This window comes from Mesorhizobium sp. M2A.F.Ca.ET.042.01.1.1 (assembly GCF_003997405.1).
Lineage (GTDB): Bacteria > Pseudomonadota > Alphaproteobacteria > Rhizobiales > Rhizobiaceae > Mesorhizobium.
The window spans coordinates 17,288-37,130 of record NZ_RZRX01000003.1 but is presented as its reverse complement, the minus strand read 5'-3'; the positions used below and the strand labels follow the sequence as shown (position 1 = coordinate 37,130).

The following is a 19,843-nucleotide window of genomic DNA, read 5'->3' as shown; positions in this document are numbered from 1 at the left end:
TATGCTGACGGACCGTTACGGCTCACTTCTTCGGAAACGGCACGCCCTTGGTGGTGAATCTCTGCCCTCTGCCGATCGGGCGCACGGGGCGCTTGGTGGCGTCGGCCTTGCCGGTGCCGGGCGGCTGGTGGGCGGGCACGAGCTGGTCGGGGCGGGGACCGATAAGGTCGGCGCGGCCCATCTCCTTCAAGGCATCGCGCAGCAGCGGCCAATTGTCGGGGTCATGATAGCGCAGGAATGCCTTGTGCAGCCGGCGCTGCCGCCCGCCGCGAACGGTCACGACCTTGTCGGTCGCGCCGCGCCGCACGCCCTTCAGCGTGTTGACGCCGGTATGGTACATGGCCGTCGCGGTCGCCATGGGTGAAGGCAGGAAGGTCTGCACCTGGTCGGCGCGGTAGCGGTTCTTCTTCAGCCAGAGCGCCAGCTGCAGCATGTCCTCGTCGGTCGTGCCGGGATGGGCGGCGATGAAATACGGAATGAGGTAGTATTTCTTGCCGGCTTCCTTGGCGGCTGCGTCGAACATCTCCTTGAAGCGGTCATAAGTGCCGATGCCGGGCTTCATCATCTTGTCGAGTGGCCCGCGCTCGGTGTGCTCGGGCGCGATCTTGAGGTAGCCGCCGACGTGGTGGGTCACCAGTTCCTTGACATATTCGGGGCTCTTGACGGCGAGGTCGTAACGCACGCCGGAGGCGACCATCACCTTCTTGACGCCCTTGACCTCGCGGACCTTGCGATAAAGCCGGATCAGGTCGTCATGCGAGGTGTTGAGGTTGGGGCAGATATCGGGAAACACGCAGGACGGCAGGCGGCAGGCCGCCTCGATCTTGGGATCCTTGCAGGCCATCCGGTACATGTTGGCGGTCGGCCCGCCGATATCGGAGATCACGCCGGTGAAGCCCGGGGTCTTGTCGCGGATCTTCTCGATCTCGCGCAGGATCGAGCCCTCGGAGCGGTTCTGGATGATGCGGCCTTCATGCTCGGTGATCGAGCAGAAGGTGCAGCCGCCGAAGCAGCCGCGCATCACCGTCACCGAGAACTTGATCATGTCCCAGGCGGGGATTTTTGCATCGCAATAGGACGGGTGCGGCGCGCGCGCATAGGGCAGGTCGTAGACGGCGTCCATCTCCTCGGAGGTTAGCGGGATGGGCGGCGGATTGAGCCACAGGTCGCGGTCGCCATGGCGCTGGACGAGCGGGCGGGCATTGCCGGGATTGGCCTCGCGGTGCAGCACGCGCGAAGCGCGGGCATAGGCATCGCGATTGCCCTCGACCTGCTCGAAGGACGGCAGCCGGATCACGATATCGCCGGGCTTGCGGCTGGCGCCTTCGTCGGCGGAATCGAGATCGTCGGCATGGAGTTCCGTGAAATGCCCGGGCACGCGGCGAAACAGGGCGACGCCCCTGATGCTATCGAGCTGGCGCGGCGTTTCGCCGGCGGCAAGCCGGTTCGCCACCTCGACGACGGCGCGCTCGGCATTGCCGTAGATCAACAGGTCGGCCTTGGCGTCGGCCAGGATCGAGCGGCGCACCTTGTCGGACCAATAATCATAGTGGGCGATGCGGCGCAGCGAGGCTTCGATGCCGCCCAGCACGATAGGCACGTCCTTGTAGGCTTCGCGGCAGCGCTGCGTATAGACGATCGTGCAGCGGTCCGGCCGCTTGCCGCCCTCGCCGCCCGCCGTATAGGCGTCGTCATGGCGCAGCTTGCGATCCGACGTATAGCGATTGACCATGGAATCGAGGTTGCCGCCGGTAACGCCGAAGAACAGCCTCGGCCTGCCCAGCGCCTTGAACGGCTCGGCCGACTGCCAGTCGGGCTGCGAGATGATGCCGACCCGAAAACCCTGGGATTCGAGCAGACGGCCGATGATCGCCATGCCGAAGCTCGGATGATCGACATAGGCATCGCCCGTGACCAGCACGATGTCGCATTCATCCCAGCCGAGCGCCGCCATCTCGGCGCGGCTCATCGGCAGGAACGGCGCAGCCTTCCGGGCATGTGGCTTGCTGCCGGACAACGGAACGATGTTCTTTTGGGCGCTGGCTGTGGTTTCCATCTGCCGACGTATAGGCCGCCGCCAAGGTGAATTCAATTAAGGTCGATCTTGGGCTCCGGAAATGCATTGGGACGATGGAGCGCGCCCGCTTATGGCTTGCGTCGAGCAGGGCCTCAAAACCCGAAAGGCCCGGGCGCCGCAGCAGGAGCGCGTAATTCCACCAAGGGAATGGAGGTCTTGGTTACCACGCCCATCAGCACAACCAGGCCAATTACCACGGGCATTGGAGAAGCTGCTGCCTGCCACCACTGGAGGCAGTCGTGCTCCACCAACTGCGGCAAACTGCAGCATTTTCCACTTTGAGGCGAAATAGTTCTCAACTATGGTCTGCTAGGCTTAAGGCATGGGGGATTGCCGATGGTTCTATCACGCAGGGGTGTCGTGATCGGCGGCCTGGCGCTGGTCGCGGTCGGTGCAACCGGCAATATTGTTCAAGCCGCGACCGCGAAATCCTTTTTCGCCGGCACCTCCATCGACAACAATTTCGTCTATCGAAAGACCAACTTCGCCAAGATAGACAAGAGATGGCATCGCCAGATCGTCAAGTATTTCAGCAGCGAGCCGGTCGGCACCGTCGTGGTCGATACCCGCCACCACTTCCTCTACCTCATCATGGAAAACAAGACCGCCATCCGCTACGGCGTCGGCGTCGGCAAGGAAGGCTTCAAATGGTCGCGCGACGATCGAGCGCCGCGCGCTATGGCCGCAATGGGTCCCGCCGCCCGAAATGCGTAAGCGCAGGCCGGAACTGCCGGACATGATCGCAGGCGGCGCGTCCAACAATCCGCTCGGGCCACGCGCGCTCTATCTGTACCGCGACGGCGCCGACATCGGCTACCGCCTGCACGGTACGCTGGAGCCATGGAGCATCGGCACCGACGCTTCCAGCGGCTGCATCCGCATGTTCCCGGAAGACATAATCGACCTTTACCAGCGGTGCCCGATCGGCACCGCGGTGGAAGTCCTGCCGCACATCGCCGACCAGGCGCCCGCTTCCACCTCTGTCGAATGATGGCGCCTCATGGACCGCATGATTGAAAACACGCGCCGGCTGCTCGCCGCCAGCCTGCTGGTGCTGACCGCATCCTGCTCGACCAGCAACACGCTGGCCCCTTCCACGCCCGACGTCACCAACGCCGAGATTGCCGCCTTCCAGAACGTGCAGCCGGGCAGCGAGGAGGATTTTATCCTTAATGTCGGCCGCCGCACCTATTTCACGAAAGGTTCGGCCGCGCTCGATTCTGTCGCCAAGACCACCCTCGACACCCAGATCGCCTGGTTAGCAAAGTATCCGCGCTGGCTGCTCAAGCTGCAGGGTTTCGCCGACGATCCCGGCGCAAACGAAACGGCGCTGTCGCAGCAGCGTGCCGATGCAGTGATGGGCTACCTCGCCGCCGGCGGCATAGACCGTAGTCGCATGTGGGCCAAGGGTTACGGCAAGGACAGGCTCGTCCGCGACTGTCCCGACACCGCCTGCAGGTCACAGAATCGCCGCGTCGTGTCTAATTTGCGCGATGAGAGGGACGAGCCGTAGAGGGGGACTTGTCTCAGGAGATCGAGCGGCTTTTCAACGCTATTGCCAAGGGCTATGGCGACCCAGCCGTACTGGGGACCTCAACAACGCTGAACGAAGAGCGCAAGAGCGTTTTGGCAGAGTTGGATCGGGTACCCGCTGCGACGGAGTGATCGTGCTGCACCCTGCGGTGCTCGCCCGCTACGAGGGGCAACTGAACCAACTTCGGACCGGGCGTGCCAAGGGCATTGCTTCGTGGCGATTCCGGATGTGCAGGGGCAATGCGTGGCCTGATCGAAACCGTTACGGTGTTTCGAGATTCTCGAAAACCGGCGCGTTGAAGTCGAAATCGCTGGTCGGATGACGGCACTCTTGGGCAACAGCGCCTTCCCCACAGCGTCCAAGGAGTAGGGGGAAGATGGTAGCGGGAGACCGCTACATTGTAAGACCCACTATCGAGGGAGCACACTTCTGCTATCGGCGACGCTCAGTGGCGAACGCAAACGTCGAAGGTCGCCCGGGATAAGATAGTGCCGACCCCGGCACTTTCGAGTGGATCGTCTTGGGTGAAAAACCGGAGCGCCCGAGGTAAGACGCTCCAGGGGCTTGTAGCCACTACGCCCTTGGCCTGCGCTTGGCAGGAGCTTTCTTGGCTGGGGTCGGCTGCGGTTTGCGTCCGAGTCCCGCCGCCTTCGCGAGGGTCGATCTCTGGGCTGCGTAGTTTGGCGCAACCATGGGGTAATCCGGCTTCAGTCCCCATTTTTCGCGATATTCGTCCGGAGTGAGACCGTAGTGTACACTGAGATGTCGTTTCAGCGATTTGAACTTTTTCCCGTCTTCAAGGCAGATGATGTAGTCCGGCGTTACCGACCGTTTCGGATTGATGGCTGGCTCCTGTCTCGGCTGCTCGGCTGCACCCGGCTGGCCAAGGCCTGTCAGTGACGAATGAATCGACGCGATGAGATCTGGCAGCCCCGCAACGGGTAGTGGATTTTGGCTGACATAGGCAGAGACAATATCTGCAGTCAGCCCAACGAGATTGGCCGTTTGGGCTTCGTTTTGATCGCTCAAGTATTCGCTCCTACGATGGGGATACAACTCGTTTCACGTATCTGTCGTATACCGCAATTTTTTGAACGATATCGAGATAAATCCTACCATCGGAAGCTGCGAAATCGCCTCTGACAGAGGCCAAGCTCCCGAAAGCGCTTCTAACCCACTTGGATTCCTGGAAGCTTTCCGGACTTCCCGTCGTGCGCTTCCGGCAGATATGCAGGGTTCTTTGAGAGAAGTGGGTGTGGCTTCTGGAACAGATCGCCGGCAGGCTATGTGGCAACCAAATTCGTGGACCTGCCCGCTTTTGGAATACGATGTCTCTACGCAGGTGCGTTGCTAGCGTTTGCAAATCCGGGTCGCTTCAAACGACCGTTGGCGGAGGTGACGCTTTCCGGGGTGCCGGTCAACTGCAGGATTCTCCGCAATGCGGCTAGCGTGGGCGCTGAGCAAGTTCCACTACAGTCGTTCACCCGAGAAATGGGAGGGGCTATCGCCGCAATTGTAGAATGAGTCGTGTGGGCGTGACGTCGATTGACACGACTCAGCGTACCCTATCCACTTGGGCCTCGATCGTGACCTCGAGGTGACCAGCATCCATGCGGCCGATAGATCCTTACTCGATACAAGGCTAAATCTTAATTACTGCAATAATCCAGTGCTTACAACAATAATACCATACCTAAACTGATATTTACTCGGCCCTACGTTGTAAATTGATAGGCATCGTTCATCTGCCTTATCGCCGTATACTATATTCCTGCAGTAACTATCTCCTTTTATTGACCATGTTCCATCAATACCGCTAACAAGTGTCCTGTTGCCGGTTCCAGAAATATAATATCCCGATAAAATTCGAAATCTATTGACCGCATACCAATATAATACTCCAGAAAATCCGCCAAACATTGAGCCGCTCACTTGCATCCTGTGTCCTAGCAATACGACTTTAATCTCGCCCCCTTTCAGTTTCCTTACCTGAGCGCTAGCGCTGTCTGTCATCACTGAGATGCTGCATAGCATGCAGATATAGGCAATCTTCGCGATACGAGCCATCGACGTCGCCCTTTCCGTAGTGTCCGTTTCGGCAATTTAGCAGACAAAGCCCGCGAGCGCAGCTATTGAAACGTTCCAAGTGTAGCCGCAGGCAAAGGGAGAGCTACGAAGGAAGTCTTTCTAACTGATGGCTCTGCGTGCTTTAGTCTGCAGTGGGCCGAGATGCTCTTCTTGGGTGGAAATCAAAACTGGGGTTGGGCCCATTTGGAAGGGGACGTAGTGCCTCTTCAAAGAGAGTCGGCCGCTTCGAGCCCAGTAGGTGCTTGAGGATCACTAGGGTCCCGTTCGGGTTGCTCAGGCTGTCGATGTATGCAGATGCAATGACTCCCAATCAAATAATTTACAATTGCGTCTGCGAAAAATAGATTGTTATCCACAGATGTGTCGGGAGTGACGGGCTGTAGCTACTGTTTTAGGTTGGTTAACTCTTTATAACTATCATAGATTCAAACATGGGTTATTGAGATGATTCGTTTGACGCTTGCGGCCATTGCCGTGGCATGGCTCTCGTTTGCTTCAACACCTGCCGCGGCGGCGGCGTGCAGAGATGTTAACGATGCCCGCCCGAAAGACTTAGCCGATTTCTGCTCGGCTATGGAGGTCGTCGAAACATATCTTTCGACCTACGCAAGCCAGAATCCGGGGAAAAATCTTCCAACGGAAGCATCGAGGGAGTTAAACGCGTTCATCCCGGCATATCTCAATCGTGCTGGCGAGTATGACAGCGTGGCATTGCTGGTAAATCTTGCGCCCAAGCTGGACGAAATGATTCAGAGTGCCGAGGCGCCGGTGCTGAACGATTCAGAGGTGCGCAGCGCTCTCGGTTCACTTCGTGCGACTCTCAATGACAAACTGTACCAGGTTACGGTTTCGGAGGCTGGCTTGCTCTTGGATCTTGTTCTCAAGATCGCGAAGGAAAAGGCCGCACCAAGTGTAATCCCGAAGGATCCCGGCCTTGTCACCAAAGCCAGGAGCACCATTGACGCCCTAGCAGCGCTAATGCCAGCAGATGACACATACCTTGGGCAGGTGCAGGCTGACGCAGTGGCGCTGATCGGCAAGGTTACCTTGGGCACTCCTGCTCTTATCCAGGACGGCCTGGCCGCAAATCCCAAAGTCGTTCCAGATCTGAAGAAGCTGCGCAGCACGATAGACAAGGTGACCGTCGCGCTTACGCCCCGGATCCACATTTACTATGCGTATTTCGGCGATATTGGCGCCTCGCCGTCTGGGCGCCGCGTTTGCGATGCCACATCGACCATGCGGGGTCGGTGCGAGGCCGGAATGACTTGCAAGCTGCCTGATGCGTTCGAAACGCAGCTATGCGGCTACAATCCCGTCCAGTACGTCGAGGCCCGAGATAGAGGCGCAGTCATTTCTTACGATTGTCAGATCGGGGGGGAGGATTTGTGGACGCGCAATGTCAGGATTCGGCCCGGCAAGCTCATGGAGTCGGATATGCCAAAACCGGTCATTCTTCAAAGCACAGAAATGGAGATCGCATGCGCCCGCACTCCATAAATCGCTCCACGTTAGCTCGTTCTCTAATTTCGGCAGTGTTGTCCCTGCTTTTTGCTGCATCCTGTAGCGTCGTTGAGACGTCGCCGGTCTTCGAGCCAAACGGCTACTACCCCGTTCCCGACCGCAACTGTGAGAGCAGCCTAGGCAGTTATGTGCTGCCCAAGACCAAGCTAGCATTCACGATAAGGCAGAATGTTAACAATCAAGTCAGTGTCCTGCAGCAGATAAAGGAGCTACGGGTACCGGACGATCCTCAACGCTACACCTTCTGCCTCGATTTTCTCGAAAACGGTTTTGCCAATGACAAGGTGCAAGTGCGCCGGACATCGGACTCCGGCACACTTGCGGTTGGTTCGCGGGCCTCGGGTGGCTTTCTTGATCTCGTCGCTTCGCATTCAGTCGACATGACGGGCGTAGTTCTAACCAAGATCATTCGCGCGATCTTCATATACTTGTCTGGAAACGCTGATTTTGTTTCCGGACGGACTGCGGATCTGAGCGATGACAATACTTGGACCACTGTACTCGAACCGACCATCGACCCATTCGACGCGCAGTCCATGGCGCAATGGAACAAGTCAATGCGTCGCTACGGTTTCTGCATCGCGCTTTCAGATTTTACGTTCAACACCGAAACCGTTGAATACGGCAGGTACTGCAGCGACCCTGTCAGCGTAGGCAAGGCAAATCCGCCGCTGAAGCAGGCTCAGATTGCCGCTATCCGCAACGCACCGATCAAGAATGTCCCTGGGATTTACTATCGTCCTCGAGTTGCCTACCCGATCACAATATTCGTCAATCCGGATCCGCTCGGGAGAGGTGAATGGCGGCCCGGTAAGACGGTCTATGTTGAGATGGAGAACATTTCGCCCGTGCTGGCGCTGCGGATCAACAGGGCATTCCTGGCTGTCAAGAAGACAGCCCTCATCTTCGACCAAGGCCGTCTTCGCGATGTCTGCCTGGTAAAAGGCAGCGAGGCGCAAGGTGCTGTGAAGCCGATAGTCGAACTTGTTTCGGACCTCGTCCAGCTTCCATCGGCCACGATTTCTGCCGAGATCGCCCTGCTTCAGAAAAGCCAGTCCGTGTACGCTGCAGAGCAGAAAGTGATCGAAATGCAGAACCGCTTAATCGAGCTGAAGCAAGCTCAGCTCGAGCGCAACGTCGATGCAATAACGAAGCTTGCGACGGAGAATACTGCCAGTGGGCAGGGCGAGTTAGTCTATAGTGACAACGCGTTTCCAAAAGGAACGGAGCCGAAGATTGAAGAGCCGAAGGTTGGTCTCAGCGTGACGCAACTAGATTCGATTTGTGACAAACTCAAAGATAAGAATGGCCCCAAGTTCAGCGCCTATTTCAACGACAGCTTCGCCGATTTTCAGGATAACGAAGAATAGGAGAGCGAAAGATGCACCGGCTCTATGGCGTTGTCCTGGTCGCGCTCCTTGCCATCAGCGGTTGCACTGCGGTGCTTGAGACGCAGAACTACGTGCCTTCACCTGAGACACTCCATCAAGGGTGCATGAGCTCGGCGAATTCCTATTCACTCCCAAAGGGAATCATTGAGCTTCAGGTGGTTGAAAGCGATGGGGCGACCCAGCGATATGATGTTGTTGCGAAGTCAATAAAATGGGTGACCGATCCAGCCTATGGTCCATACTGCCTCGACTACCTTGGATCCGCTTTCGCGGAAGATGCGCTGGGTATCCAGAAAGACAACGCCAGCGAAGCGCTCGTTCGCATAGCCAATCATAGCGTCGACAAATCGAAGGACATAGCGATTTCGTTAATGGAAGCGGCAGGGGATGCTGCGGCGGCCGCCGCAGCTGGTGGTCGCTCCGTAGATCTCGACTCGAAGATTTCGGCAGACGGCAAGACTGCCGTGTATGCCAATTTTGAGCTTGACCCCTTCGACTACAAACAGATGCGAATGATCAACGCTAGCCTCAGGAAGATCGGCTATTGTGTCTTCATTGACGCGCGAGAGAACGTTTTTGCTCCATCGTGGTCGAACGATCTCTGTTCTGAAACGGGATATCCGAGCGCGGCGCCGAACTTCGACTTGAAGGACCCGCTCGGCGCGCAGGCTTTGCCGGATCAGATTGCCTTTTCCAAGCGCGGTATCCTCTACCGCCCTGCGATCGGCTACACCTTAGTCATTATGAGGCGCGATGACCCCACGTCGCACGACTACGCCAGATTCCCATGGTACCAGCAGCGCGCGATTGACCTGCAGCTTCCGAACGGGGCTCCCTTGTTCCTCTTGGAAATCAAGCGTTCCTTCTTCGTCGAGCGAATAACCGACGTCACCTTCGACCATGGGGTGCCGAGCGACATCACCATCGCAAAGAAAAGCGAGTTCAATGCTGTTGCGGATGTGGTTGTACGTGCGGTGCAGATTGCCGTTCAAGTTCCAATGCGGGCTTTGACGATAAGGCTAAACCAAGCGCAAAACGAACAAAAACTGATAGCGGCCAATTCGCAACTAGTTAGGGCGATCGACGAGTATCAACGCGCCAAGCAGACCGTCATAACGCCGAGGACGGCCGTCATGGCTTCCGACGAGGCGCCGTCGGCAGTGCTGGCCACACAGGCTGGCGGCAACCGCAATGCGCTCCAAGTGGACGGGCGTAGCGCGGCCCTTGCCAACTGCATGCTCGACCAGCGCTTCGCCAATGACCCAGACGGATTGGAACTGTGCAAAAGGATTGTGGCGGAGGGACAATAATATGTCCTCGGTGAGGGCAATCGGTTTGGCATTTGCCCTTGCTGTGATGTCTGGCCCGGCTCGGGCAGGAGATCTCATTCTTCACGACTACCTAGCCGTGCAAAAGGGGCAAGCGGAAGATGCCGCGCCACTCAATCCAGAACAAGGGGGCGCTAGTGTGAAGGTGGCCGGAGGCGATCAGGCCGACTGGGCCACAGAGTTCAATTCGCTGGTTAGGATCAATTATCGAACCCCACGCGGGCCAAGTCAGTGCTCCGGCGTTATGATCGGCGACCAGACAGTTCTGACCGCTGGCCACTGCTCCTGTGGCAGCGATTTCGTCTTCACCCTGTCTTCAGGGCTGGCTGACAAACCGACGGAGGAATACAAACTCAATGGCTATGTCCGCCGCTACCCAGGCTTTTCCTGTCAGGCCCCGCTCGACACCCAAAATTCCCGCGATCTGGCCCTGATGTGGCTGAACGATAGGGTACCTGGGCGCGCGCCTCGAATCGTTCATATGCTCGATCTAAAGCAGTCGAATGATGTCTCAAAGCTTGCTGTCGTAGGCTTCGGTCGCGATGAGAACGGGGTCGTCCAGGACGAGCCGCGGATCGGCCAGGTGCCGATCTTCTCGTTCTTTTGTTCTTCTGGGATGGCGGCAGGCTCGATATGCCGGCCGTTTCGCGAATTCGCTTTAGCAGTGACACCAGGAGGGGGAGAAAAGAAGGTCGACACCTGCGAGGGTGACAGTGGCGGCCCTGTGTTTGCGTTTCGGCGCAAGACCAGCCAGGAAGTTGACGGCGAAGCGCGTGTCGTATTGGAAGACATACTGGTGGGTATAACTTCTCGCGCCATGGCTGGTACCCGGAATATTCCTGGACTCAATTGTGGCGGTGGCGGCATCTACACCGCCGTAGGGAACTCCGACATAGTGAACTGGCTGTTGCGCGAGGGGGTTCCGGCCAAGCTTGTGACGCAAACAGATTTGCTTGAAGAATCTCAACCGCAATAAGCATTGGCCTAGCTCGTTCACGGTGCGAGAAATGATTTCAGGTGCAGTGCGGCCTCCTGGGAGTCCTTTGGATCTGCCGTTCGATTTGCAACATAGCAAACGGGAGTCTTGTTGAGGTCAAGTTTGAAGTCACTGAGCCCTCCAACCATCAGTCCGATTACCTTGCCTGTGCTGGAGTCAAAGACAGGCGCCCCGGAGTCACCGTGATAATTGTCGCCGCCAACGAAGAATTGGCCAAATTTCCCGATCGTCGTGATATGGGATTCCTCGGCATCTATACTTAACGGCATGCCTACCGGATAGCCTGCGACCGTAAGTTTAAGCAGTGCCAAAGACATGTCCAGTTTACGATCGTCGGTCTCAAACGGCACGGCCACATCGGGCGGCACCTTTTTTTCAAGATCAAGTTCGATCAGGTCGGAGTTAGCAACGAGATCGCTAGTGTTCGCCTGTTTGAAAAAGTACACATTCTGCGCGGGAAAGTCGGTTCGCGCAGGGCTCTCCAAGCTATCACGCGCCTGGAAACCAAACACGACTGCATATTGCTCGGTCTTAACATTTATCAGTGAAGGGTTGTCCTCCGCGTCCGACGGTATAGCCTGGTCTTTGCTATGCAGGCAGTGGCGTGCCGTCACAAGACGTGTGTTTGACCCAAGGAGGAAAGCGGTACACACTCTGCCCTCTAGGCGCGGGCTGGCGCGATACCGGTACATAAAGCTTTGCTCGTCCTGGCAAGGGAGGTAGCGGACACCGCCGAAAGGAAGTGCAACGCTAGTGGTAGCCAATGTCCAACCCGATGCCGTCGGCTTTAGTTGGTCCCGTTGCACGACGACGCCTACCCCTGGAAGCAAACCGGTTTTGTCGACAATGTACGGCAGCCTTCTGGGAAAGGCCTCTCCGGCTCCGCCTCCGACAAAGATCGGCTTCCCAGGGTAGTTCGGTTGGGTGAAATACCCAGCGCCGTGCTGCGAGTCATCGTTGACAACGTGCTCGACATAGCCAGGCATCGTCTTGAGCAGACTCTGAGCGCGCTCGAAGAATTGCCGATCCTGACTAATCGCGAGCCCTGGTGTAATTTTAGAATCGTAGTCGTGCAGAAGCCGCCCGTAGATCCTTTGCATGGATGAATTCTCCCAGGCATTGGCCTTGATCCTGAGCTTGGCTGTCTCAGCGAGTTTGGCGACGACATCGTCGTTTTCCCGAATGGCCTTGGAGTAAGGGGCAACAAAAAAGTCACTGCCATCATTCGCACCGAGTCCGGTTGTGTCGATGACATCAACAAATCGCTTCTGCAGAGCCATTGGAACGACCGCATCGTGACTCCGAGCAAGCTTTTCGGCCTCAAGGCGAAAAGCCTCGAATCGCTTCGCAATATCACCATCATTCAAATTGAGGCCGGTAGGGTTCTGCTTGTACGGTGTAGTCCCTGGTCCGGATTCTTGAGCATTCGTAGCACCATACGCCAATATGCTCGCACTGAAGATCAAAATCGGCGCATAAGAGCGAAAGTTCCTGAAGGACATTGCTACACACCCGTATGGTTGAAAATATTCCAAATATCCGGTATTATTTCATTGCGGCTCGTTTCGGACAAGTCAAGTGGCGTTGTTTTTTGTTGTGACCGAGGCTTGGGTAACCACGCAAGTTAAGCGAAACCCGCTGACCGTAAGGTCTTCGATAGTGGCCACTCACGATTGATAGTCGCGCTCTAACGGCATGGAGGAGGCATGGCAGATCTACCGCAGGCAACCGTTATAGAATGGAGTGAATTGTCGCAGTTGGCCGTCGTTCCAGCGCAGGCTCGGGTTGCTGCTGTTACCAAAGCCCCTGATGGCCGGTCTGTATCGATTTTGATGGAAGGTCTTGATGCACGTTGCGAGGGAAAGAGCCAGAAATCTGCAACAGCGGTTTTAGTGGCATCAATTGACGCGAAGATTCCAGCTGGCTTGACCTGGACTGCAACTAGGGCAGACTTTAGAGGCCAATTGGTACTGACCAATGGCGGACGAGCAACTGTCCAACTTGGACTAGCTCGAGGCTTCGATAGCCAAACTGTGGTCTCACCACTTGAAGGTGGGGAAGACAGCCTCCAATTCGTCAGGACCATCTACAGCCCCGCCGAAATCTGGCCGCAGGTCGGGGAAACGGACGATGTGTTTTACGCGCCGCTGACCGTTACCATCCAGCTTACGCTCGCTTGTCCGGGAGATCCCAGCGCCGGCCTCGCTGCACTAGACTCTGTAGACGTTGAGCTTTGGGTTCGATGATTGCTACTTAGATAAAACAGAGTCGCAGTTCGGTCGTCTGGGTGCAGACGACGATCGGCTATATGGGCGAGTCGTAGGATTGCAACATCGTCGGACCGCTGCCTTCATTCAGGGGTAACTTGCCATAATCACCGGTTCGAGTCAGCGGCCCGTTTCGTTGCCTCTGTTCGGATGCATCGACCATGTGAGCGCCTTGAAGGCGCGGCTTAGCCCGCCTTTTAAGTCAAGCGCTTGTTTCGATCGCTTGCGGTTGCCGACCGTAGCACTCGACTTGGCGAACAAACCTTTCGATCCTCTTGGCAGAGCCGCAAGCTGTCCGATCAGATGGCGGATCTTGGCCAAGCCGTATTTCGTCTAAGAGGACCATTGCTCCCGCCGCCGTCGACCTTATCGGATGTCGAGTCGCTCGAAGGGGGGCGTCAAAGCGGCGCTACACTTCGTTCCAGTGCTGAGGGGAATTACCCACGGCGAGTTTGCGGTCTCAAAGCCGGTCCCCGCAACCAATTTTATCATAAATCAATAACCGTCCCGGTCTAACCCGGGGCGGTTTTTGTGTTCCGGTCAACGCTGTGCCAAGGGATCCCGGCGGCAATGCGGTAGCCATAAGAGCGTGGACCCGTGACATTGCCCGTACGACACTCTTAATTAAAGTTTCGTTCTGCCGATCGCTGCGTTGCGTACTGTCATCCAGGGATGACCGCAGGCGACGCGCCGATTAACGCCAGGCGCTGCCATCGGGGTCCCAACGTCCGCGCGCGCCTTCTGGGACGCTTAGGCTGGCGATGATCGGTCCGAAAAAGTGTCGAAGCTCACCCAGCAGCTGTGAGAAAGGGGGCGGCTCCATCACAGGCGGCGTGCGGCGCAGAAAGCCTTTCCAGAGGCCTTGCTCCGCAATCGCTGCGAAGGGTTTGGTCAAGCCCACAGGCATCGCCGTCGGAATGGCTGTCCCGCGGCGTTGCAGCGTTCCGCCGACTGCCTCCACGACGTTGGCCATCTCAAACGAAAATATGCGCGTGGCTACCCAGATGTCATGGAAATCCTTGACGCGGCCGTTGGTCTGCCCGAAGCGGATCATTGCCTCGAACTTCTCGGCGATCACTGTCTCGGGCGGGTACATGAGGATGCTGGCTTCCGGAAGGTCCGGCAGGAGGGACGGAAAGATTTCTCGCTTCGGTGGCGGGTAGACGTGATCGCCAAAACCGATGTCGACCTGCACGGGGATGATCGCGCCAGCCAAGGCCGCCTTCAGAGTCAGCCGAGCGCCTTGATACTCGTCGTCTTCGCGGACCGGCTCGACCTTCAGCGTAGCTGGGTCGAACTGGATGCCGTCCTCTGGCAAGGCAATCTGGCAAATGTGTTTGAACAACGCCATCAGGGCGTCGGGGGCGGGATCGCCGAAGCCGAGCAGGTCGAGATCGCCGGTAGGCCGAAGGGCGTGCCTGGGCCAGGTAACGAACAGCATGGCGCCTTTCAGGACATAGCTCTCGGCCGCGTCGGTGTGACTTAGACGGAAAAGCAAACGTTCAATGGCGTATCGCGTCAGGACCCGCTGGAAATCGTCACCGTTTGCTTTCGCGTGGGCGAACAGCCTCGCGCGGATCGACGCGGCTGGATCCTTGATGACTTTGTCCTTCATTGCATCGCCTTGATGAATGGCTCCATTCGACTGGTCACACGGTCGATGGCGGCATACTTTATTAGCTCGCTAACGGTCGTCTTCCGCTGCTTCAGGGCGTCGCGCAGGGCCTCGATCGCCACGTCCTCGCCTACGTGCCGGCGATGCTTGAAACAGTCGGCGACGGTCTTGGCGATGCCGTAGATCGGCACCGGCACCCCTTCGATCATCACTAGCTCAATCGCCGCCGTCAGGGCTTCCCCAGTTGCTCGGACGATTTCAATCTTAAGGTTCCTCGTGTTTGGCGCCCGGCCCTTGTAGGGGATTGTCATCCAGACCGCATGTGGCAGCTGGGTCGTCAGCTCATGGTGACGGAGCGCACTGATAAGGCTGATGACGCCATTCGGGACCAGGCGCGCCGCTTCCGCCAAATTGTGCTCGATATGCTCCCCAACGTGGGCGGAATCCTGATAGAGTCCGCGGCCTAGACGAACTAGGACTCCGGTGTCAGTCAGGCGTTTGAGGTAGATCAGCGGAATACCGGCAGCCTTGAAGTCTCGCGCTCGAGCTATGCCTCGAGCACGGACCAGATCAAGGGCGCGTTCGCGATAACCCATATGACGACCAGCCATAATGTTACCTATTGTCGGCATAAATCGGTTATTGTCAACAAAAGGTAACGGTTGAGATTTTCTTTGTGATGTCATATATTTCATATGACCATGAGAAACTCCAGCCCGCCCACGGAACTTACGCCCAAGCATGTTCGGGCCGCGCGCGCCCTCTTGGCCTGGTCGCAGCAGGATCTCGCGAAGGCGGCGGGCGTGGGAACATCGACCATCGCCGATTTCGAGCGCGGCTCCCGCACACCAGTCGCCAACAACGCTCAGGCTATCCGCACCGCACTGGAGAACGCGGGCATCAGTTTCCTGCCCATGGGCGCTGTCATCGGTCCGGCGGTGCCCTCCACCGCTGGCGGCGCGGTGACAGGCACTCCGGTTCGCTGGGTCAGTGCGCAAGACCTTTCGGAATGGGCTGACCGCACAGACGGTGCGACGAGCCTGCCCGCGCTGCTCGCCAAACTGGTCCAGGCTGCGCTCGACCCCAACATCGAACTGCGTTTCCCCTCCGACGAAGGCGTTCGTCACTCGGGATGGGACGGTGTTACGATCGCCGTCAACAGCAACGCTTATATACCGAAAGGGCACGCGGGTTGGGAACTCAGCGTCCAGCGGCGCAACATCCAGCAGAAGGCGACTGAGGACTACGAGAAGCGGACGGCCGCACCGGGCCCCCTCGATCCCACTACCTCCGCCTATATTTTTGTCACGCTACGGCATTGGCCGCAGAAGGACGCATGGGCCAAGTCCCGTCAGGCAACTGGTCCTTGGCGGGAGGTACGCGTCTATGACGCAAATGACCTGGTGCATTGGATCGAGCAGCATCCGGCAGTTGGCCTCTGGATCGCGTCACGTCTCAACAAGCGGCCGCCCGGAACGCGGGAACTCGATGAGCTATGGCAGGAATGGTCGCTCGCTACCGAGTGGCGGCTGACCGAGGACCTCGTGCTTGCCGACCGGAGCGAGGATTCGGCCGAGGTCCTGCGCTGGCTGCGTGGCGAACCGTCCGTCCTTTCCCTCCAGGCGACTACGACCGAAGAGGTGGCGGCGTTCTTTCACGCTGTGCTGAGCGAACTGCCGGACGATCTCGCGGCGGCCTATCGTGCCCGCACGCTGGTGGTGACGACAGCCGAGACGGCCCGCTCCCTTGGCAATGCCAGGGGACCGCTGATCCTCATTCTCACCGAGCCTGACTCGGGTCTTGCCCGCTCCCTCGCCAAGCGGGGTCATTTCGTGCTCCAAGCTTATGATGAGCGCCTGATCGGACGCGGCGAGGTCCGAGCCTTGGCGCGCCCATCGCGGGAGGGCATCGCCACCGCCCTCCATGCGGCGGGCATCGGTGAACCGCGCGCGCAGGCGCTGGCTCGCGATAGCGCGCGAAATCTAGCCGTCCTGCGTCGGCTAATCCCTGGCGCTCCCGGGCGTCTTCCCTGGTGGGCGGAAGCGACTCCGCCGAAGGCGCTGTTGGCGGCGCTGCTCGCCGGCGGCTGGGTCGAGACCTCGGAGGGTGACCGAGCGCGACTGGCCGAACTTGCAGAACAGCCCTACGACAACGTCATCGCCGACCTTGCGACTTTTGTGGGCGCATTCGACAGTCCGCTGCAGAAGGTCGGTGAAGCGTGGCGGATGGCCTCGCCGTCCGACGCCTGGATCCTGCTGGCCCACTACCTGACGCCCGGCGATCTCAGCCGCTTCGAGAACGTCGCTCAGGCGGTCCTGGGAGCGCCAGATCCTCGTTTTGATATGGAGCCAGACGACCGCTGGATGGCCGACATCCACGGCGTTCGTCCGAGCCATTCAGGCCTGCTGCGACATGGCGTGGGCCAAGTGCTGATCCTGCTGGCACTTTGGGGAGGCAAGATCCGCACCGCCGCAGACGCACCGAGACGCGCGGACGCAATCGTCGCGCGCCTGCTCCGCGGCGCCGATGCCCGGCGCTGGTGGTCACTGTCTGGCGACTTTCGGCTGCTCGCCGAGGCTTCGCCCGATGCATTCCTTAGGGCCATCGAAGACAGTCTCGACCACAACGATCCGCCGATCGGCGCTCTGTTCGGGCACGACGGCGGTGGCACCTTCGGTACCGAGCACCTGTCCGATCTGATGTGGGCGCTGGAATCCCTTGCATGGTCACCCGATTGGATGCCGCGCGTGACTCATGCCCTGGCACGTCTCGACGCGATAGACGTCAAGCCGCGCAAATACATCAACGGACCGATGAACAGCCTGAAGGAGATTCACCTGCTCTGGAGCCCGCAGACCTATGCCACGCAAGAGCAGCGTATTCGCGCGCTCGACCTGATCCGCAAGCACGAGCCGGCGACAGCGTGGAAACTGATGCTCGGCGTGCTGCCGAGCGGTCACGACATCTCAAGCCCGTCGCCCCAGCCGCGCTGGCGCGATTTCAGCATCGACAAGCCGGAAATGGTGACATGGAACCTGATCGGGCAGGGTGCAGCAAGTATCCGCGAACGGCTGATCGCAGACGTTGGCATCGACCCTCAGAGATGGTCGGCAATGCTGGATCGGCTTGGCGACCTTTCGCAGGGCCTGGAACACGTGCTTCAGGCGCTGGAGGCGGCCGAACCCAAAGTCACGAGCAGCCCCGATCGCACCATCTTTTGGGAAAAGCTTCGTGGTGTTCTGCACCACCATCGACAGTTTCCCGACGCACAATGGTCATTGTCGGAAGAAGTGCTGGTAAGACTGGAAGCGATCTACGAGCGCTTTGCACCCAGCGACCCACTGGCTCTGGTGGCTTGGCTGTTCGACAACTCTGTTGCTTTGCCCAAACCGGTCGGCGAAGGGTGGGAAGCCGAGGAGCGTGAGGTGGAGGTTGCGCGCCAGGCGGCCGCCGCAACCCTTTTCAAGAAGAAGGGGATTCCGGCGATCCTCGGCCTGGCTCGACTGGTAGAAAGCGCTGCCTACGTCGGCAAGGCACTCTACGACAGCGGCATCAAGGCCGCCGACCTGGATGCCATGATCGAAGCGGCTGCCAGAAGCGACGATCCGCGCGAACGTCACGTTGCCCATGGCCTCATCATCTCTGCGTTCCGGGACCGCAACGAGGCGTGGGCTGAGGCCCTGATCGCTCGGGTGCAAACGGACGCCTGGGGCCAGGACGCTCTGATGACGGTCCTGCGCGCCCTGCCGAGCGGCCGATGGACCTGGGACCAGGTCGCGTCGATCGGAGGCGAGACGCTGGCTACCTACTGGCGCAGCGCACGGGTCTTTTGGATAGACGGAGACAGCGAAGCCATCGTCTACGCCGTACGCCAACTGATCGACGTGGGTCGTGCCAGTCACGCTCTGATGCTCGTAGGCCGCCGCGATAAGTCGGTCCACCTTCCATCCGCCCTGCTGCTTGAGGTGCTCGAGCAAGCGGCGCGCCAACCGCCGGAGAACCAGGCGGACGGCAACGAGGCTACCATGTTCCAGCACTATGTCGCCGAGACGTTGACGGAGTTGGACACCCGTGACGATGTCGATCGCGATGCTCTGGCGATGCTGGAATGGAATTACCTGCGCGTCCTTGAGCACTCGCGCCGCCCCGCGAAGGTGCTGTTGTCGGTTCTTTCGGAGCAGCCAAAGCTTTTTATCGAAATGCTAAGCGCCGTTTTCAGGCCGAGCGCCGAAAGCGGAATCGAAGAGCCCGAGCCATCCAATCCCGAACAGGCGCGCGCGGTTGCCAGCCAGGCCTACCGGCTATTCGAACTCTGGGACCACATCCCTGGTCGGCGCGAAGGCAGCAGCATAGACGGCGAGGCGCTGGAAGCATGGATCAAGGAGGCGCGCGCGCTGGCCAATTCGGTCGGCCGTCTCGAGATCGCCGATAGCAAGATCGGCCAGATGCTCTCGTCTTCACCTCAGGGCAGGGATGGCAACTGGCCCGCGGAGCCCGTGCGCGACGTTCTCGACCTTTTTCGGAGCAAATCCATGCTGGAGGGGTTTCGCGTTGGCAAGGCAAACCGGCGTGGCGTGACAACTCGCATGCCAGGCGATGGCGGCATGCTGGAGCGGAACGAGGCGACGAAATACCGAGACTGGGCGAAGGCCATCGCCTTCGAGCATCCTTACACAGCCAAGGCACTGAACGAGCTCGCCGACAGCTATGACTGGCAGGCCAAGCGCGAGGACGAGGATGCCGAGCGGCACGACTGGTCCTATTGAATCTGCTAAACGACGGAAGATGGTCTGATCCTGGCGAGTTGCCGGTTCGCTTCTGGCCGCCCTCGAACGGTTCTGCAACGAGGGGTCGACCGGGTTTCTTGGAAGCTTTTCGAAGCATCTCGTGCCGACAGCTGAATTGAGGGCATGTGCGAAGAAGGTCGGAATGCATAAATCATCTACAGGGGTAACGCGCCTCTAAAGGTAAGTGCTTTATTGATCTCCATTGCCGAGGGCTCGCTCTCTTAAAGGTCGTGGT

At 58.7% G+C, this 19,843-nt stretch carries 14 protein-coding genes and 2 pseudogenes; 9 read left to right on the top strand and 7 right to left on the bottom strand.

The window, feature by feature from the left end; translation table 11 throughout:
- Positions 1-22 precede the first annotated feature (22 nt).
- Positions 23-2,056 carry a YgiQ family radical SAM protein gene (locus tag EOA23_RS00965; protein ID WP_127302597.1) on the bottom strand — a complete coding sequence of 678 codons (2,034 nt, stop codon included), beginning with the start codon at positions 2,054-2,056 and terminating at the stop codon, positions 23-25.
- A 70-nt stretch (positions 2,057-2,126) separates the two neighbouring features.
- A pseudogene (locus tag EOA23_RS36230) lies at positions 2,127-2,332 on the bottom strand (efflux RND transporter permease subunit); the annotation flags it as partial.
- Between the two features lie 81 nt (positions 2,333-2,413).
- Here EOA23_RS36230 and EOA23_RS00960 point away from each other — a divergent pair.
- The 3 genes and pseudogenes from EOA23_RS00960 (at position 2,414) to EOA23_RS35505 (ending at position 3,742) form a co-directional block, all read left to right on the top strand.
- A pseudogene (locus EOA23_RS00960) lies at positions 2,414-3,068 on the top strand (L,D-transpeptidase).
- A gap of 9 nt (positions 3,069-3,077) precedes the next feature.
- Positions 3,078-3,590 carry an OmpA family protein gene (locus EOA23_RS00955; RefSeq protein ID WP_127302596.1) on the top strand — a complete coding sequence of 171 codons (513 nt, stop codon included), beginning with the start codon at positions 3,078-3,080 and terminating at the stop codon, positions 3,588-3,590.
- An 8-nt stretch (positions 3,591-3,598) separates the two neighbouring features.
- Positions 3,599-3,742, top strand: a complete 144-nt coding sequence (locus EOA23_RS35505) for a hypothetical protein (protein WP_189341463.1) — start codon at positions 3,599-3,601, stop codon at positions 3,740-3,742.
- Positions 3,743-4,184: 442 nt separating this feature from the next.
- On the opposite strand, the gene EOA23_RS00950 is transcribed toward EOA23_RS35505, so the two are convergent.
- Positions 4,185-4,640, bottom strand: a complete 456-nt coding sequence (locus EOA23_RS00950; RefSeq protein ID WP_127302595.1) for a MucR family transcriptional regulator — start codon at positions 4,638-4,640, stop codon at positions 4,185-4,187.
- Positions 4,641-6,143: 1,503 nt separating this feature from the next.
- On the opposite strand from EOA23_RS00950, the gene EOA23_RS00945 reads away from it, so the two are divergent.
- The 4 genes from EOA23_RS00945 to EOA23_RS00930 are packed head-to-tail and all read left to right on the top strand — an operon-like array spanning position 6,144 to position 10,918.
- Positions 6,144-7,199: a hypothetical protein gene (locus tag EOA23_RS00945; RefSeq protein WP_127302594.1), complete on the top strand. Its 1,056-nt coding sequence runs from the start codon at positions 6,144-6,146 to the stop codon at positions 7,197-7,199.
- Complete coding sequence (locus EOA23_RS00940) at positions 7,181-8,593, top strand: hypothetical protein (protein WP_127302593.1); 1,413 nt, start codon at positions 7,181-7,183, stop codon at positions 8,591-8,593. The genes EOA23_RS00945 and EOA23_RS00940 overlap by 19 nt, the downstream gene beginning before the upstream one ends.
- Positions 8,594-8,604: 11 nt before the next feature.
- Positions 8,605-9,924, top strand: a complete 1,320-nt coding sequence (locus tag EOA23_RS00935) for a hypothetical protein (RefSeq protein ID WP_127302592.1) — start codon at positions 8,605-8,607, stop codon at positions 9,922-9,924.
- Position 9,925: 1 nt separating this feature from the next.
- Positions 9,926-10,918, top strand: a complete 993-nt coding sequence (locus EOA23_RS00930) for a trypsin-like serine protease (RefSeq protein ID WP_189341462.1) — start codon at positions 9,926-9,928, stop codon at positions 10,916-10,918.
- Between the two features lie 17 nt (positions 10,919-10,935).
- Here EOA23_RS00930 and EOA23_RS00925 read toward each other — a convergent pair whose 3' ends face one another.
- Positions 10,936-12,441, bottom strand: coding sequence for a trypsin-like peptidase domain-containing protein (locus EOA23_RS00925; RefSeq protein WP_127302590.1), 1,506 nt, complete (start codon positions 12,439-12,441; stop codon positions 10,936-10,938).
- A gap of 204 nt (positions 12,442-12,645) precedes the next feature.
- Here EOA23_RS00925 and EOA23_RS00920 point away from each other — a divergent pair, with 204 nt between their 5' ends.
- Positions 12,646-13,185, top strand: coding sequence for a hypothetical protein (locus EOA23_RS00920; protein ID WP_127302589.1), 540 nt, complete (start codon positions 12,646-12,648; stop codon positions 13,183-13,185).
- 141 nt (positions 13,186-13,326) lie between these two features.
- Here EOA23_RS00920 and EOA23_RS00915 read toward each other — a convergent pair whose 3' ends face one another.
- The 3 genes from EOA23_RS00915 to EOA23_RS00905 form a co-directional block, all read right to left on the bottom strand.
- A complete protein-coding gene (locus tag EOA23_RS00915) occupies positions 13,327-13,527 on the bottom strand; it encodes a hypothetical protein (RefSeq protein ID WP_127302588.1) in 201 nt (66 codons plus the stop codon).
- A 373-nt stretch (positions 13,528-13,900) separates the two neighbouring features.
- On the bottom strand, positions 13,901-14,821 hold the full coding sequence (locus EOA23_RS00910) for a nucleotidyl transferase AbiEii/AbiGii toxin family protein (RefSeq protein ID WP_127302587.1): 921 nt from the start codon (positions 14,819-14,821) through the stop codon (positions 13,901-13,903).
- Positions 14,818-15,516: a type IV toxin-antitoxin system AbiEi family antitoxin domain-containing protein gene (locus EOA23_RS00905; RefSeq protein WP_210212461.1), complete on the bottom strand. Its 699-nt coding sequence runs from the start codon at positions 15,514-15,516 to the stop codon at positions 14,818-14,820. Before EOA23_RS00905 ends, EOA23_RS00910 begins: the two co-directional genes overlap by 4 nt.
- On the opposite strand from EOA23_RS00905, the gene EOA23_RS00900 reads away from it, so the two are divergent.
- Positions 15,517-19,587 carry a helix-turn-helix transcriptional regulator gene (locus EOA23_RS00900; protein WP_127302586.1) on the top strand — a complete coding sequence of 1,357 codons (4,071 nt, stop codon included), beginning with the start codon at positions 15,517-15,519 and terminating at the stop codon, positions 19,585-19,587.
- Positions 19,588-19,843 lie beyond the last annotated feature (256 nt).